General features: G+C 38.9%; 13 protein-coding genes, 1 pseudogene and 1 riboswitch. Of the genes and pseudogenes, 7 read left to right on the top strand and 7 right to left on the bottom strand.

What is annotated here, in order from left to right; translation table 11 throughout:
* Positions 1-29 precede the first annotated feature (29 nt).
* Positions 30-1,275 (bottom strand): annotated as a pseudogene (locus Q7674_RS15445) (outer membrane protein transport protein).
* Between the two features lie 453 nt (positions 1,276-1,728).
* On the opposite strand from Q7674_RS15445, the gene Q7674_RS15440 reads away from it, so the two are divergent.
* Positions 1,729-1,962 carry a hypothetical protein gene (locus tag Q7674_RS15440; protein WP_201798087.1) on the top strand — a complete coding sequence of 78 codons (234 nt, stop codon included), beginning with the start codon at positions 1,729-1,731 and terminating at the stop codon, positions 1,960-1,962.
* 74 nt (positions 1,963-2,036) lie between these two features.
* On the opposite strand, the gene Q7674_RS15435 is transcribed toward Q7674_RS15440, so the two are convergent.
* From Q7674_RS15435 to Q7674_RS15420, 4 genes are all read right to left on the bottom strand, one after another.
* Positions 2,037-2,942, bottom strand: a complete 906-nt coding sequence (locus Q7674_RS15435) for a manganese-dependent inorganic pyrophosphatase (RefSeq protein WP_045063117.1) — start codon at positions 2,940-2,942, stop codon at positions 2,037-2,039.
* Between the two features lie 253 nt (positions 2,943-3,195).
* A complete protein-coding gene (locus Q7674_RS15430) occupies positions 3,196-4,200 on the bottom strand; it encodes a GGGtGRT protein (protein WP_023931964.1) in 1,005 nt (334 codons plus the stop codon).
* 65 nt (positions 4,201-4,265) lie between these two features.
* Entirely contained in the window at positions 4,266-4,958 is a 693-nt protein-coding gene (locus Q7674_RS15425; RefSeq protein ID WP_008987207.1) for an iron-sulfur cluster assembly scaffold protein, read from the bottom strand.
* Positions 4,959-5,180: 222 nt separating this feature from the next.
* Positions 5,181-5,251: riboswitch (Fluoride riboswitch) on the bottom strand.
* Between the two features lie 504 nt (positions 5,252-5,755).
* On the bottom strand, positions 5,756-7,222 hold the full coding sequence (locus Q7674_RS15420; protein ID WP_305422755.1) for an EAL domain-containing protein: 1,467 nt from the start codon (positions 7,220-7,222) through the stop codon (positions 5,756-5,758).
* A 265-nt stretch (positions 7,223-7,487) separates the two neighbouring features.
* Between Q7674_RS15420 and Q7674_RS15415 the strand changes: the two genes are divergently transcribed.
* From Q7674_RS15415 to emrD, 3 genes are all read left to right on the top strand, one after another.
* Positions 7,488-8,765 carry an alpha/beta fold hydrolase gene (locus Q7674_RS15415; RefSeq protein WP_045063119.1) on the top strand — a complete coding sequence of 426 codons (1,278 nt, stop codon included), beginning with the start codon at positions 7,488-7,490 and terminating at the stop codon, positions 8,763-8,765.
* A 271-nt stretch (positions 8,766-9,036) separates the two neighbouring features.
* Positions 9,037-9,636 (top strand): GTP cyclohydrolase II, encoded by a 600-nt coding sequence (locus Q7674_RS15410; protein ID WP_045063120.1) that lies wholly within the window; start codon positions 9,037-9,039, stop codon positions 9,634-9,636.
* 338 nt (positions 9,637-9,974) lie between these two features.
* A complete protein-coding gene (gene emrD, locus Q7674_RS15405) occupies positions 9,975-11,189 on the top strand; it encodes a multidrug efflux MFS transporter EmrD (protein WP_045063121.1) in 1,215 nt (404 codons plus the stop codon).
* Positions 11,190-11,306: 117 nt separating this feature from the next.
* Here emrD and Q7674_RS15400 read toward each other — a convergent pair whose 3' ends face one another.
* Complete coding sequence (locus Q7674_RS15400; RefSeq protein ID WP_023931971.1) at positions 11,307-11,633, bottom strand: HI1450 family dsDNA-mimic protein; 327 nt, start codon at positions 11,631-11,633, stop codon at positions 11,307-11,309.
* Between the two features lie 241 nt (positions 11,634-11,874).
* On the opposite strand from Q7674_RS15400, the gene Q7674_RS15395 reads away from it, so the two are divergent.
* From Q7674_RS15395 to Q7674_RS15385, 3 genes are all read left to right on the top strand, one after another.
* Positions 11,875-12,645, top strand: a complete 771-nt coding sequence (locus tag Q7674_RS15395; protein WP_045063122.1) for a hypothetical protein — start codon at positions 11,875-11,877, stop codon at positions 12,643-12,645.
* Between the two features lie 43 nt (positions 12,646-12,688).
* Positions 12,689-15,073 carry a DNA polymerase II gene (locus Q7674_RS15390; protein ID WP_305422752.1) on the top strand — a complete coding sequence of 795 codons (2,385 nt, stop codon included), beginning with the start codon at positions 12,689-12,691 and terminating at the stop codon, positions 15,071-15,073.
* A gap of 92 nt (positions 15,074-15,165) precedes the next feature.
* Positions 15,166-15,696, top strand: a complete 531-nt coding sequence (locus tag Q7674_RS15385; RefSeq protein ID WP_023931974.1) for a YqhA family protein — start codon at positions 15,166-15,168, stop codon at positions 15,694-15,696.
* Between the two features lie 77 nt (positions 15,697-15,773).
* On the opposite strand, the gene Q7674_RS15380 is transcribed toward Q7674_RS15385, so the two are convergent.
* Complete coding sequence (locus tag Q7674_RS15380) at positions 15,774-16,091, bottom strand: hypothetical protein (protein ID WP_008987198.1); 318 nt, start codon at positions 16,089-16,091, stop codon at positions 15,774-15,776.
* Positions 16,092-16,183 lie beyond the last annotated feature (92 nt).

The following is a 16,183-nucleotide window of genomic DNA, read 5'->3' as shown; positions in this document are numbered from 1 at the left end:
ATTCCAAATAATGAATAACTGACAACGCATTAAAAGCGGTAGTTGATCTGTGCTGCAGCAAGGTAGGCTTTACCACGAGAAGTAAAGGTACTGCCATCTTCAACAAAAGTTGCTTTCTTACTGTGAATGTATGAAAGACCCATATCGACTGAAAGATCTGGGTTGAAGTGGTAAGTAGCACCTGCTGAGTACCAGTAGCGATCAGTATCTGGAATGCTTAATGTTGCTTGACCAGCATTTTGATCAAGGGCGAAACCGTAACGTAATGTCCACTTATCGTTCATGGTGTAAGTTGTACCTACAGCCCAACGGTAAGTATTTTTATAGTGTTCTTTTTTCAGCAAGCATGTGCCAGCTTGACCGTTATAACCCGGTTTACATTGTTCGCTGGTGGCACGAATTTCTTTGAACTTACTGTATTGTGTCCATTGTAAGCTGTAGCTGATAGCCCATTGTGAATCTAATTGATGGAAGCCAGAAAATTCGGCAATAGCGGGTAGTGGTAACGAAAGGTTAGCAGAAACAGTGTTATGTGGTTTACCCGTGATTGGACCTAAGTAATCAGTAAAGTCACCATCAAAATCAAGATCTACTTGTGAACGGTAACTTAAACCAAAGCGGTTGTTTTGATCTAATTCATATAATGCGCCAATGTTCCAACCCCAGCCCCAACTGTTACCTTTAAGGTTAATGGCATGATCACTTGGTTGACTATTAGGTACAGCTAGAGAAAGGGCACCTAATCGACGGTCAAATTCAGCATTAGCGTAAACAAGGCTCACACCTGCACCTAAGCTAAGATGTTGGTTTACTCGGTAAGCGATGTTTGGATTAAAGTTGATGGTTTCAAGAGAGGTTTTACCAGCCAATGAACCTGCATTGAAGTCGTTAGGGTATTTAGTTGTTACACCGTAATTACTGAAAAGTCCAAGACCAACGGCTACTTTGTCGTTAATCGGTTGAACGTAGTAACTTGCAGGTATAAAGCTAACAGGGGCGATGTTGGTCGCACCTTGACCAAAGCTGTGATCATAAATATCAACCGAAGGTTTGATCACGCTGATAACGCCAGAGACTTCTGCTTTTTTGAAAAGTGTCATTGCAGCAGGGTTTCTTGCAATCACAGCTGCTGTGTCTGCAACCGCAGCATCAACAGCATAAGCTCGACCTAAAAACGACAGCACTATGTTCTGAAACTTGGTAGCCAGCCGCATAGGCTTGACTTGATAAGGCTGTACCAATTACGCATGCTATGTATCGTTTTTTAATGGACATTGACTGTCTCTCTTTTTATTCGCTTCTTGCTCTGCCATTGGTGTGATAAATGGCGGCATTATTTTTAGAGAGAGAAGTATATGTATACCAAATAGGAATACTAAGAAAAATTAGAGAAATGTCACAGAAATGAGGTTTGTTTGGTTGTATATCAGCCGTGGGGTATATTTATTATACAAATAAAATGAGCGAAAAATTAAAGTATTTGCTCTAATTGTGTTCTGATGAATATTTTATAGTATTTTTATTAACCACATTTGGAGTGGTCTTTAGGTGTCTTACGTTAACAAATGAATACAAAATATCGCTAGTATAAGTGACGGTATTATGAAATTAATAAGTAATTATTTTGGACTTTAACGTGTGACTAACTAAATGAAAAAGTTCTATTTCTCAATTTTTATTTTGTTATTTGTAAATGGTTGTGCATCTCACCAATATGACGCGATACAGATGAAAGATGCTGATGATGGTCTTAATTACAGCTTAGATTCAGAAACATTAACAATTCAATATCAAGAATATCAATTTGTGCCTGATACTAAGAGTCTGTTAATAAAATGTAGGAAAGAATCAAAAAATCTTGCAGATAAATTGTCTGTTGATGTAACCAATTTTGATTATGTGACAGAGAGAAATGCTTTACTTGGTATTACCTCTTGTATCGCATTCGGTGAGTTAGAATAACTATAAATAAAAAACGCGATAAGAGTTGCCTCATATCGCGTTTTCTTTAACTACGTTGTACTAATACTTGATGATTAAGCTAGTACAGTTTGTAGCCAAGGCCAGCCTTGTTTCTTACGGCTTAGCGTATTTTCCATCATTAGAACGCCGTCTTTTGCGTGCGTATCTAGGATGTTGTTCCACTCACCTTTGTAAAGTAGGCGAGTAGTGCTTGTTGTGATGTCAGTTAGCATTAGCGCAGCCATTGCTAGTTTCTCTTCGTCACAACGACGCTGTAGATCAGCTTCTAGTGCTTCGATCATGTCTTCTACTTGCTCAAGTGTAGCAAGTTCGATTTGACCAACAACAACATCACGGTTGTTGAAAGGGTAGCCTTTAAGATCTTTTTCAACTAGCTCAGCTGCAGAAAGACCTTCGATGTCAGTCTTAGCGATTAGTAGTGCTTTGATGAATGCGTCTAGATCTTGAACGTCAGCGATTTGAGCAAGCTCAGCCACTGCGTCTTTATCTTTTTGAGTACATGTTGGTGATGCGAAACCAACAGTGTCAGATAGGATTGCAGACATCATAAGAAGCGCTAGTTCACGAGTAATTTCGTGACCTTCGATCTTGAACATGTTGAATAGTACAGTACAAGTACAACCTACAGGCCAGATCCAAGCTTCTAGTGGGTTGATTGTCATCACGTCACCTAGACGGTGGTGGTCAACAATACCTACAACTTCAGCTTCTGCTAGATCATCAGGTGCTTGAGCTAGATCAGAGTAGTCAACTAACCATACTTTCTCGCCAGCAACGCTTGTACGTAGTTCAGGTGCTGTAACGCCAGCCACTTCTAGGATGTGCTGAGTTTCACGGTTTAGTTCGCCTTGACGAATTGCAGTTGCTTCAAGACCGCGAGCCTTAAGAAGAGCTGTACAAACTAGTGCAGAACAAATGCTATCACTATCTGGATTTTTGTGACCTACTACTTGGATCATGATGTTTCCTTAACTCGATCATGCAGTACAAGACTGGATGATGTAATACGACATTACTTAATTACAACCGATTATACCTATAAGCCTGCATTTTTATAGGTATAAGTGTTATCAAGTTTCATTTGTACCGAGGATTTTAGAGATTTTTTATCTATATTCAACAAATAAAGAATTAGCAGATAAAAATAAAGGCGAGGTTGATTAAAACCCCGCCTTTCGTCGTTATTTGAAGATAAAGCTTTTAATTATCTGCTTACGCTTTTTGCGCTTGCTCAATTGCTACTGCAACAGCTACTGTTGCACCAACCATTGGATTGTTACCCATACCGATAAGACCCATCATTTCAACGTGAGCCGGTACAGATGAGGAGCCTGCGAACTGAGCGTCAGAGTGCATACGACCCATAGTATCAGTTAGACCGTAAGAAGCTGGACCTGCAGCTACGTTATCTGGGTGTAGTGTACGACCAGTACCGCCGCCTGAAGCTACTGAGAAGTAGTCAAGACCTGCTTCTAGGCGTTCTTTTTTGTATGTACCAGCAACTGGGTGTTGGAAACGAGTAGGGTTGGTAGAGTTACCAGTAATAGAGATATCTACGTTTTCGCGGTGCATAATTGCCACACCTTCACGCACATCGTCAGCACCGTAACAGTTGATTTCGCCACGTGTACCTTGTGAGAAACGACGCTCGTTAACCACGTCTAGTTCACCTGTTGTGTAGTTGAACTGAGTTTGTACATAGTTAAAGCCGTTGATACGTGCAATTAGGTAAGCCGCATCTTTACCCAAACCGTTAAGAATAACGCGTAGTGGGTTAGTACGAACTTTGTTTGCGTTTAGTGCGATTTTGATTGCACCTTCAGCAGCAGCGTAAGATTCGTGACCTGCAAGGAATGCAAAACATTGTGTTTCGTTGCTTAGTAGACGAGCACCTAGACGACCGTGACCTAGACCTACTTTACGTTGGTCAGCAACTGATCCTGGAATACAGAATGCTTGAAGACCTTCACCTAGGAATTCAGCGGCTTCTGCTGCTGTTTTTGCGCCTTCTTTAAGTGCAATAGCAGCACCTAGCACGTAAGCCCATGATGCGTTTTCGAATGCGATAGGTTGTGTTTCTTTCACGATATCGTAAGCACGAACACCATTGTCTTCGATGTATTGACGTGCTTCTTCTAGTGATGCGAAACCGTATTTTTCTAGAACTGGAGTGATTTGGTTGATACGACGATCAAAGCTTTCAAATAATGCAGCCATGATAAAATCCTCAATAAATTTAGCAAATTAGGTTTAATTAGATATATGGATAACAGCTTGGCTGATTATTCGTGACGAGGATCGATAGTACGAACCGCTTCGTCGAAACGACCATATTGACCAGTTGCTTGTTCCATCGCGTCTGCAGCTGGAACACCTTTACCGATAGATTCCATCATCTTACCGATGTTAACGAAGCGGTAACCGATGATTTCGTCGTTATCATCTAGTGCAATTTTAGTAACGTAACCTTCAGCCATCTCCATGTAACGAGGGCCTTTTTCACGTGTACCGTAGTGTGTACCTACTTGGCTACGTAGACCTTTACCTAGATCTTCAAGACCAGCACCAATTGGTAGACCGTCTAGAGAGAATGCAGTTTGTGTACGACCGTAAACGTATTGAAGGAAGATTTCACGCATTGCAACGTTGATAGCATCACACACTAGGTCAGTGTTTAGTGCTTCAAGGATTGTTTTACCAGTGATGATCTCTGAAGCCATTGCCGCAGAGTGAGTCATACCAGAACAACCGATAGTTTCGATTAGTGCTTCTTCGATGATACCGTTTTTAACATTTAGCGTTAGTTTTGCAGCACCTTGTTGTGGCGCACAAGCACCAACACCGTGACTAACACCAGAAATTGCAATAACGTCTTTTGGATTGATCCAACGACCTTCAACAGGAATTGGTGCAGACTCGTGACGAGGACCACGAGAGATAGGACACATATTTTGTACTTCAGTTGAGTATTGCATTGCTCTGCCTCACTTGACACCGCGTTGCGAATTATAAAACTCAAAATAGGGGAGAGTTATAACGCTTAGCCGTGTTGAATTGATAATTCTTTATCGAGCAGAAAATAGAAGAGGACAAAAATGAAATAACAACGCGACGAATGCATAAATTAGTACAATTCTAACTCGAACTGTAAAATATCCATTTAAACAAATACACGGTCCTCGACTATTTAAAGCCGAATGTTGTTAGACGTCATTATCCTTTTATTTGAAAAGGCGGTTAAAGGAGGAACATCATCTCCTGCCATAAAAGTCTATTTATGGCAAACGGTTAGTGATAAATATATCTACTTCGTTGATGACTTCAATATACTCTTTTTTTCTTTATCCGCGTTATTTAAATAACAAAAGAAAGATTCCAAAATTGAAATCTTTGAATGAGAATATATATCATTTGCAATTAAAATGTATCACGGTACTAACTATTACTCTCTTTCGAAACTTGATGATGAATAAATCTCTGTAATAAATTAAAGGGGATAGGTTTAGCATATATTTTAAATAAGAAATATAGCGTGCCTGCGATAATTTATTTCCATTATTATCGAACTCAATCTTTATATTATTGAGTATTTGCAACTAAATAAGATTATTCTTTTTATTGTTTAAATGAAATCAAGATACTAAAACTGTGTGGCTTATTGATAGTGGTTTATATATTTATGATATAAAAAACTCACTTTCCTATAATGAAAAGTGAGTATATTTACATCTAAATTATTGTATTTATACAGACGATATATTGCTCTGTTATTTTAGTCTAAACGACAAGCAAGGCAGTTATCATCATTACTTTTACAAGCATTAATAAATGTTTTTAATTCATCAAATGGCATAGGTTTGGCGTACACGAACCCTTGAATAAGGTACACACCTTGCTCTCTTAGGTACTCTACTTGGTCTAATGTTTCTACGCCTTCAGCAATCATAGTTAATTTCGCTTTCTTACCAAAGGTGATAATGGCATTTAATATGTTAGCTTTAACGTCACATGTACCAATGGTATCAATAAACATTTTGTCTATTTTCAGGGTATTAAATGGCAGTTGTTGCAAGTAGCTGAAACCACCAAAACCGGTACTCGCATCGTCTAATTTAATTGAAATATCATTATCGATTAAGCGCTGCATAACACTTTTAGCTGATTTGAGATCAGTAAATGGAGTGCTCTCAGTCACTTCAATCGCTAGACGATGGTTTGGCATCTCATGCTCAGATAGCTTTTGCAGTAACTTAGTAGCAAAGGTCTGATTCTCTAATTGACGTGGTAGAACGTTAATACTTGCATAAAACTGATCATCAAGGCCTTTTAAACTGGAAATATCAGCAGTAACTTGATCAATAAGTAGATCTGTGATCTCGTATATTTGTTTGTTCTTCTCAGCAATATCAATAAAGGCATTTGGCGGTATGATATCACCGTTAGATTTATGCCAACGTAATAAGGTTTCACAGCCTATAATTTCACCTGAAAGGCTATTAATAATAGGTTGATAATAAGGGATAAATTCCTTTTTACGGATCCCAATTTCAATCATTGATTTAACAGTTTTCTGGTGAGTGTTTTTTAATCCCAGTAAAAAGCTGAAAATGAATAATATGAGTACCAAGAATAGATTAATAAATGCAATATCTGGTTTTGTTAGATCATCAATACCTTTCTTTGTGGCATAAACTTGAAGTATAAAATTTTGCGTTAATGACTTTTGAAATACTTGATATGTTTCAGATAGGCTTTTTTTACTTTGTAAATGGATATGTTGATCTTTGTAGATCAAATAGACAGCAATATTATGCTTATTTGTTTGGTTTCTATATAAAAATTGGCTAAATGGCTCTGATATAGCTAACACATAGCTGCCATTATTTAGATGATAGATCACTTTTACACGGTTCTTGGTGTAGGGAGAAATGGTTAAATTTCCTACCGTTATTTTATGTCTTGCATGGCTATCATCACCAACAGGTGCAACATTGCCATAGATAGAACAACCCTTATCAGTAGTGACTAACTGCAAAAATTGAATATTAGTTGAAGTGTCATTTGCTAGGCGCAGCGCATCGATATCATCATCAGAGCATGTCATTGATAGTTCAGGCAATAGATTATTAATCGCTGTACTGATAAGAATGGCATTTGCATCGTTAACATCTAATGGTAAGTTAACACGGTGACTAAGCTCATGTTCAAACAATGCGTATTTAATGAAATTCTGCATCATTGAAAGGGTCAGTAAAACCAAAATAAAAATGATTAAAGGCTGTCGCCAACGAAGCCATAAAGTGTTGTTCATAAATAAAAATGACTGAGTATCTTAGTTGTGGATATTCTATTTGCTTCAAGAATATCTTTCAATCTCAAATTCTTTTTATGAATATATTGCTAGTATGAAAATGCCATTAAGAGTGTTGCTTAACCTATTACTAACCAGTTTGTAAAAGTATATTATCTTTTCATGCAGCAAAAAATTACAAGAGGATATCAAAGTGCAAGATGCATTTAAGTGCGATGGTTTATTATTTAAACCTCATTACTTTTCAGTACCACTAGATTATAACAATGCTGATGGTTCAAATATTGATGTTTTTGCTCGTGAAGTAACCCATCAAAATAATGATAATTCAAATTTACCTTGGTTAGTTTATCTACAAGGTGGTCCTGGTTTTCCATCTCCTCGTCCAACTGGAAATGCAGGTTGGTTAAAACAAGCGTTAACTAAGTACCGTGTATTGTTGTTAGATCAGCGCGGTACAGGTAAAAGTACCCCAATTACGCATCAAACACTGGCAATGAAAACGCCAGAGCAACAAGCTGAATATTTAAGCCACTTTAGAGCAGACAACATTGTTAGAGATGCGGAGTTCATTCGTGAAGCCTTAGGTATTAAACAGTGGTCTATTTTAGGGCAAAGTTTCGGTGGTTTTTGCTCGCTACATTATTTGTCTTTTTATCCTCAATCTTTAACTCGTGCTTATCTAACGGGTGGTATTCCACCTATCACAGGTCATGCTGATGAAGTGTATCGTGCCACTTATCAACGTGTATTGGGGAAAAATACAAAATTCTTTGAGCGCTTTCCGGCAGCGCAGCAGCAATGTATCAAGATTGCTGAGCATCTATTAAATAATGATGTTCGCTTACCTAATGCTCAGCGCTTTACGGTTGAACAATTCCAATTATGGGGAATTAATTTGGGCCGTAGTGGTGGTGATCTTGCTATGTATTACGTGCTAGATGAAGCTTTCATTGAGGTAAATGGAAAACCACAACTGAGTTATAGCTTCTTACAACAGATGCTTTCAGAGCAGAGTTACCAAACTAATCCTATTTATGCGATTTTGCATGAGTCTATTTATTGTCAACATCAAGCATCAAACTGGTCAGCAGAACGAGTACGTAATGAATACCCAGTGTTTAATTACGCCGAAGGGCAGCCATTTATGTTCACAGGTGAAATGGTTTATTCGTGGATGTTTGAACAGCTAGAGTGTTTGAAACCACTAAAGGCCGCTGCTGACATACTTGCAGCTAAAACAGATTGGCCTGCGCTTTATGATGCAGAGCAACTTGCGAACAATACAGTCCCAGTTGTTGCTGCTGTTTATGTGGATGATATGTATGTTGAATATGATTTAAGTTGCCAAACACTAGCATCAATGCATTCAGCAAAAGCGTGGATAACTAATGAGTATGAGCATAACGGTTTAGGTGTAGCTGGCGAGATTATCTTATCTAAGTTGATGGCACTTGCCGATCAAAGCTAATTACCTGAGTCAATTGCTTGGTTATTAAATATGTTATATTATAACAAAAGACAATTATCATTGTTGAGGTCACCTGTAGCAATCGCAATAAAAATGATTTAGCGATGATCTTTTACAGGAATTTATAACGTAATACTTTCTGTTTGAATGTGCAGTACTGTTGTCAGATGACAATTTTCGCTATTATCTACGAAAGAAGAAATTACGACGATAGTCATCATAAGTAATCCAGTTATTATGATTGAGTATTAGCAAAGTGCTTAGGAAGAATATGGTAAATGTTAGGGCGAGAGTGCCTTTTAAAGTCGGTCTTAAAAGCAATATTCCTGCAGATTTGCTTTCGTTCAATGGGCTTGAGTCTGGTAAAGAACACGTTGCGGTGATTTTTAAAGATGCTGATAAAACATCCGCGCCATTAGTACGTATGCATTCTGAGTGTTTAACGGGTGATGTTTTTCACTCATCACGTTGTGACTGTGGTGAGCAGCTTGATGAAACCATTGAAAAGATGGGTGAGTTAGGCGGTATTATCTTTTATCTTCGCCAAGAAGGTCGTGGTATCGGTCTTTACAATAAAATTGATGCTTATAAGCTTCAAAGTGAAGGTATGAATACTTATGAAGCGAATAATCATCTAGGTTTTGGTGACGATTTACGTGAATTTGGTGAAGCAGCACAAATGCTTAAAGCCTTAGGTCTAACGGATATTCGCCTTGTTACTAACAACCCGAAAAAAATCCGTGAACTGAGCGAAAATGGCATTAACATCGTGGAAGTCGTTGGTACTAAAGCACATGTTAAAGATGGTAATGAAAGTTATCTAAAGACCAAAGCAAGTCATGGTCACCATCGTTTTAATTTTGAAAGCTAATTCTGACTATTACCTTTAATGTTAATGATAAAAGCCCTGTTTGATGCAGGGCTTTTTTGTGCCTGAATGAATATGCTTTTCATAACCAGTAAATTCTCACCATTAGAAAATCTAATCCAAAATTAAAATTATTTCGTGCTAGTTACTGCAATATCTGCTTGTTTAAATGCATGTAGAGGATTAACATCTCGTATCTTTTTTAGTCATAGATTCTAATATAATAGTAAATATCAAACGTTGTTTTTGTTGTTTGTTTTTAAATTGGAATTTTATTCTTTTTATGGGTTCGTTTTTTCATATTTCGAATCTTTTACGAGATATTATTCTGTCTGAGGGTAATGGTTGTGGTTAAGCAATCGTCTTCTAGTATGGGCAAGTTCCTATTTTTGCTCATTATCTTTATTGCCGTAGGGCAAATGACACAAACAATGTATGTGCCAGCGATCCCCGTAATGGCAACATACTTTGGTGTTAAAGCGGCTTACTTACAAGCAGTAATGGCGGCGTATTTGATCCCATACGGCTTGTCACAGTTCGTTTATGGCCCATTATCTGACCGTATTGGTCGTCGTCCTGTGATGATCTCAGGGATGGTGATTTTCCTTATTGGTACGGTGATCGCGTTAGTTGCACCTAGCTTTGAAATCTTATTATTAGCAAGTTTTATTCAAGGTATGGGTACAGGTACAAGTGGTGCAATGAGCCGTACAGTGACACGTGACTGCTATGATGGTGCTGATCTACACAAAGTAAACAGCCTAGTGAGCATGGGTGTTATTTTCTCGCCATTGATTGCGCCAGTATTAGGTGGTTACCTATCAGAGCATCTAGGTTGGGAATCGATTTATGTTTACCTATTAGTGTTTGGTGCGCTTGTTACAGTGGCATTAATGCGCTCATTTGGTGAAACTTTACCGATTGAAAATCGTCGCCATGAGCGAGTGTGGGTAAGCTATCGTTACGTGCTTTCAAATCGTCGTTTCCAAGGTTATGTCGTGTGTCTAATTGCGACTTTTGCTGGTGTTGCAACGTTTGAAGCATCAGCAGGCGTATTACTAGGTAGCGTATTAAAGCTAGATCCAAGTATGGTAAGTTGGCTATTCATTCTGCCGTTACCTGGTTATTTATTAGGATCTTGGGGCTCTAATATCTTAATGAAGCGTCTAGGTACTAACCGTGTATTATTTCTTGGTATGTTCGCATTGCTTGCAGGTGCGGTGACAATTATTATCCCTGGTATGGAAGGGTTAGTCACAGTAACGAGCTTAATTGGTGGGGCGTTTATTTACTTCATCGGGGCTGGTGTTTTATTTCCAGCGGCGACGACCTTAGCGATTCAACCGTTCCCACAACACGCAGGTACAGCAGGTGCAGTATTAGGTGGCTTGCAAAACTTAGGTGCAGGTTTAGCGACATTGGCAGCTTCTGCGATGAGCGCACAAGATCAGTTCAACCTAGGTGCGGTATTGTCTGTGATGGCACTGATTGTGGTATTTAGTTTGCTGTGGATTCGTCATAGTGAGCGTCAAGATACAAGTGTATTGGCGAACTAAGGTGTAAACCGTTATCGCTTATAAACAAAAGGCGGTATCACTTTCCTATATGAGAAAGTCGATACCGCCTTTTTGTATCTGCGCTATATTAATTTACACAATACGATGGCTGCGAGATTAGTCGCGTTTCCATAGGATGTGACAGCCTTTGTTCTCAGGATCACGGCTGATCAGCATACGAGCAAAAATGTCGTCTAGTTCGTCATTTTCTTCGTTAACAAGACCAATGATCACTTCAGCGTAAAGTTCGCCATCAACTTCAAAACCTGTGTGCTCAGCCCAGTCATCACGAGTTTCAACAATTTCAGCTGCGCCGCGATCATCAAATTGAGCTGTAAATAGTAATACGTCTGCTGGCTCTAGGTTATCTTGCGCCATTTCTAAGAAAATATCGTATGCCGCTTCGATAACGTCATCGTAAGAAATCAGGTTTTGAGTTTCCATAGATTTAGATCTGTCTCTTGGTTTGTAAGAACTGCTGATTATACTGAAACCAAGATAAGATGCGATGACTATGATGATTTGAACGAAAATTTATCATAAAAACACAGATTACGCGTTTTTACTATTAGTAGGCGGGGTTTGGTAGTATATAAGCAGATGAAGCATAAAGAATTGAGCTGTTATTTCGATTCGTTATTGTTGCCATTGTACATTTTACGCTGTTTACGAGTATGTATTTGTAATGAAAACACTACCAATACTTGATCAATCTACACCATTCCAAGCGCCTTACATGCCGGTATTGCTAACACTGGTAAAGCAATTACAAGCAGATCTATCCCAACAAATTCACAGTATTTATTTAAATGGTAGTGTGGCTGCGCGTTGTGCAACGGTGGGAGAGTCCGATATTAATCTGACAATGGTTGTTAATCGTGAATTAACGGCAATAGAAAAATGTACAGTCGCAACGTTATGTGACCATATTGCGTATCGTTATGATGTTGTGCCTAGTGTTGATATTCGGGTTGTTACTCTTGATGAAGTCATGACACTTAGCGCAATTTTTAAATGGGGATTCTGGCTAAAACATTGCAGCGTGTGTTTATACGGTGAAGATTTAGCGAGTAAGTTTGGTCTGTTTGAACCAAGCTGGGAAATAGCTAAAGCTTTTAATGGTGATATAAAAGCAGTACTTGCTGATTGTCGTCAAAAAATCATGGCAACCAAAAGCGTTACTGAATATAACGCACTGTGCCGTATAGCAGGTAAGAAGATGTTACGCAGTAGCTTTATGTTAGTGGCACACCGTACATCGAGCCTTGCTTATAGCGAGCAACAATGTGCCGATTACTTTCTTCATTTTTATCCAGATAAAGCAGTAGAAATTGAACGTATTCAGATCTTAATTCATGGGCCGCAAGTGCCAAAAAGGGCATCACTCTTTTTAATAGAACAATTTGGTCAATGGATTGTGGCTGAGTTTGAAAAAATCGAAAAGAAAATCGGATAAACAGCAAGCTAGGTTGAATAGAAAAAGGTAATCGAGGTTTTATTTGCAGTCGTTAACAACGGGTTTTGTACTCACTCGCCAAAGTCGTGACATTAAAGGGCAAACGGAAATTATACTCTGGGTAAAAACAGAGCAAGGGCCGCACCGTCTGTCTATTGTGGGTGATAATCCGGTATTTTTCGTTCGCACAGAGCAAAAAGCGCAAGCACAACAAGTGTTAGCGAAAGCCAATATTCCCGTTCGCTTCAACGATCTGCCATTAAAAACCTTTCAACATCATGCGATTTCCGCTTGTTACACCCAAACAATCCGGGACGGGTTTAGTGCAACCAAAGCACTAGCAGAAGAATATATTGATGTATTTGAATCTGATATACGTTTAGCGGATCGCTTCCTAATGGAGCGTTTTGTTCGTGGTGGTTTAGTTTTTACTGGCGATCACAAAGTAAAGTTAGGGTATACCGAAGTTACCAATACCAAAGTAAAACCTGCGGATTATGTGCCTAAATTAAGCGTAGTTTCTCTCGATATTGAATGTTCAGAGAAGGGCGTTCTCTATTCTGTGGGCTTACATAGTGAAGCTGATAGTCGAGTGATCATGGTAGGACAAGCTCCTGATAATTATCAAGATTCCGATAATTTAGTGATTGAGTGGGTTGATGATGAAAAGGCATTGCTACAAGCATTAGAGTCTTGGTTTACTGCGTTTGATCCTGATGTGATCATCGGTTGGAATGTTATCGACTTCGATTTTCGTTTGCTGCTCCATCGTGCCGAGTGGAATAAAGTTAATCTACGTATCGGACGTGGACGACAAACACCGCATTACCGACCATCATCGCAAAATCCGAACCAAGGATTTATTACTATTCCCGGTCGTGTGGTGATGGATGGTATTGATACACTAAAAACCGCAACCTATAACTTCCGCTCATGGTCGTTAGAGTCTGTTTCTCAAGAGTTATTGGGTGAAGGTAAGGCCATTCATAATGTTCATGATCGTATGGCGGAAATTAACCATATGTTCCGTCACGATAAGCTCTCACTTGCCAAATACAACTTACAAGACTGTGAGTTGGTGACACGCATTTTTGATCATACTCACTTACTTGATTTTGCTATCGAACGTTGCCGCCTAACAGGTGTTGAGCTCGATCGTGTGGGTGGTTCTGTGGCTGCTTTTACTAATCTTTATATGCCGCAATTACATCGTGCTGGCTATATTGCACCGAACTTGATCAGTGATAACTGGATTGCAAGCCCCGGTGGATATGTCATGGATTCTATGCCGGGTTTATATGATTCAGTACTCGTTTTAGATTTCAAATCGCTATACCCATCGATTATTCGTTCTTTTCGTATCGATCCAATGGGGCTGGTGGAAGGTTTAACCTTGCAAGAGGGCAAAGCTGACGATCAAGCCATTAGCGGTTTTCGTGGTGGACGATTCCATCGAACGAAACACTTCTTACCCAAGATGATTGAAGAGTTGTGGGCGGCACGGGATCAAGCCAAGCGAGATGGTGAAAAGGCTTTCTCACAAGCGATTAAGATCATCATGAACTCGTTTTATGGTGTGCTTGGCTCTTCAGGATGTCGTTTCTTTGATCACCGTTTAGCATCATCTATTACCATGCGTACTCATGAGATCATGAAACTTACTCGTGAATTGATTGAAGCAAAAGGCTATGAAGTGATTTACGGTGATACCGACTCCACGTTTGTGTCATTGAAAAAAGCCCATTCAAAGCAAGATGCTGATCAGATAGGCAATGATCTGGTTGAGTATATTAACCAGTGGTGGACTGATCATCTTTGTGACGAATACGGTTTAACATCGGCATTAGAAATTGAGTACGAAACCCATTATCACAAGTTTCTTATGCCAACTATTCGTGGACAGGAAACGGGCAGTAAAAAGCGTTATGCTTGTTTAGTATGGCGTGGTGATAAAGAAGAAATCGTTTTTAAAGGTTTAGAAACTGTACGAACCGACTGGACACCATTAGCACAGCATTTTCAGCAATCGCTATATCAAATGGTATTCCACGATCAGCCTGTTGATGATTATATTCGCGAATACACCCAGCGTACATTGGCAGGGGAGTTTGATGATCAGTTGATTTATCGTAAAAGGTTACGACGTAACCTTGCTGATTATCAGAAGAACATTCCACCACAAGTACGTGCAGCCCGTTTAGCTGATGAAATGAATGTAAAATTGGGGCGTCCAAGGCAGTATCAAAACAAAGGTACAATTGAGTACGTGTTTACTACCTCAGGGGCAGAGCCGAGTGAATATCGTCAAAGCCCAATTGATTACAATCATTACATTGATAAACAGTTAAAACCCGTTGCTGATGGGATCTTGCCATTTATTGGTAAGTACTTCGATGATATCACTGCACCACAATTGGGATTGTTTTAAGCGCGTTTATTATCTAATTTTATTGTTAAAAGGTATTAACTATTTGGTTGCTAATTCCTTATAATGTCGAAAATTTTAGATAACTATTTATTATGAAAAAAACATTTAACGCGTTTCGTTATGCTGGCTGGTTAGCCATTATCTGTTCAACTTTTGGGTCATTATTGCTGTTTATTGTTGGCGCAATGAAAACCTATACCGCTTTTGCTGTTGTGTTTCTTAATGAAGTACCACACAACAGCTTGGCGCATTTAGATACCGCAGATATCGCGACTTACTATTTGATCAAATCGCTAGATACCTTCTTAATTGCTTTTGTGTTGTTTATTTTTGCTCACGGTGTCTTTACGCTGTTTATCTCTAATAAAAAGCCAGCTGACGCGGACAAAGAAAACGTACTGGCTTGGATCAAAACCCCAAATATTGGGCATTTGAAGAACGTATTAGCCGAAGTGATTGTGATCATTCTCTTTGTGAAGTTCTTAGAGGCAGTATTGGTTAACTTTGATCATCTCGATTGGAAGATCTTAATTCTACCAGTATCAATATTACTTTTGAGCTTAGGTTTGAAGTTTTTAAATCTAGCGGAAGAGTCAGAAGATCGCATTGAAGAGAAAGAGTAATACTCCTTTGATTATCTCTTTTCCTAATAATAAAAAACGCGCTCAATGAGCGCGTTTTTTATGGCTAACCGATAAGACTATTTAAAGTATTCGACTTTAGATACATCTTTTGTATTAGCTAGAATAGGATCGAAATTAATCACACCACGATTTTGGGTACAGATCTTGTAAACATCACCACATTCAAAAATAGCAAGGATCTCTTCTGGCGCACGGAAAATTTCAGGTGGCTGCTGTCCAACTTCAGCAATACAAACTGTATCTTCATGCGACCATACAAGCTTACTTACTCGCTTATCATCATTAGGAACTGGCGCTGATACATGCGCAGCAATAGATGAATAAACTGTTTTTGCTTGCTCAAGGTCTGTTGCCGATGGTACAAAAAAATCCATGGTTCCCTCCTCTGATATATCTTAATTCACTGAATTATAGATATAAATGTAAATAATTAGTTATCAACCGTGACAACTCGAATAACCTTAGC

The organism is Photobacterium leiognathi, from assembly GCF_030685535.1.
GTDB lineage: Bacteria > Pseudomonadota > Gammaproteobacteria > Enterobacterales > Vibrionaceae > Photobacterium > Photobacterium leiognathi.
This window is presented reverse-complemented; position numbering and strand designations above follow the sequence as displayed.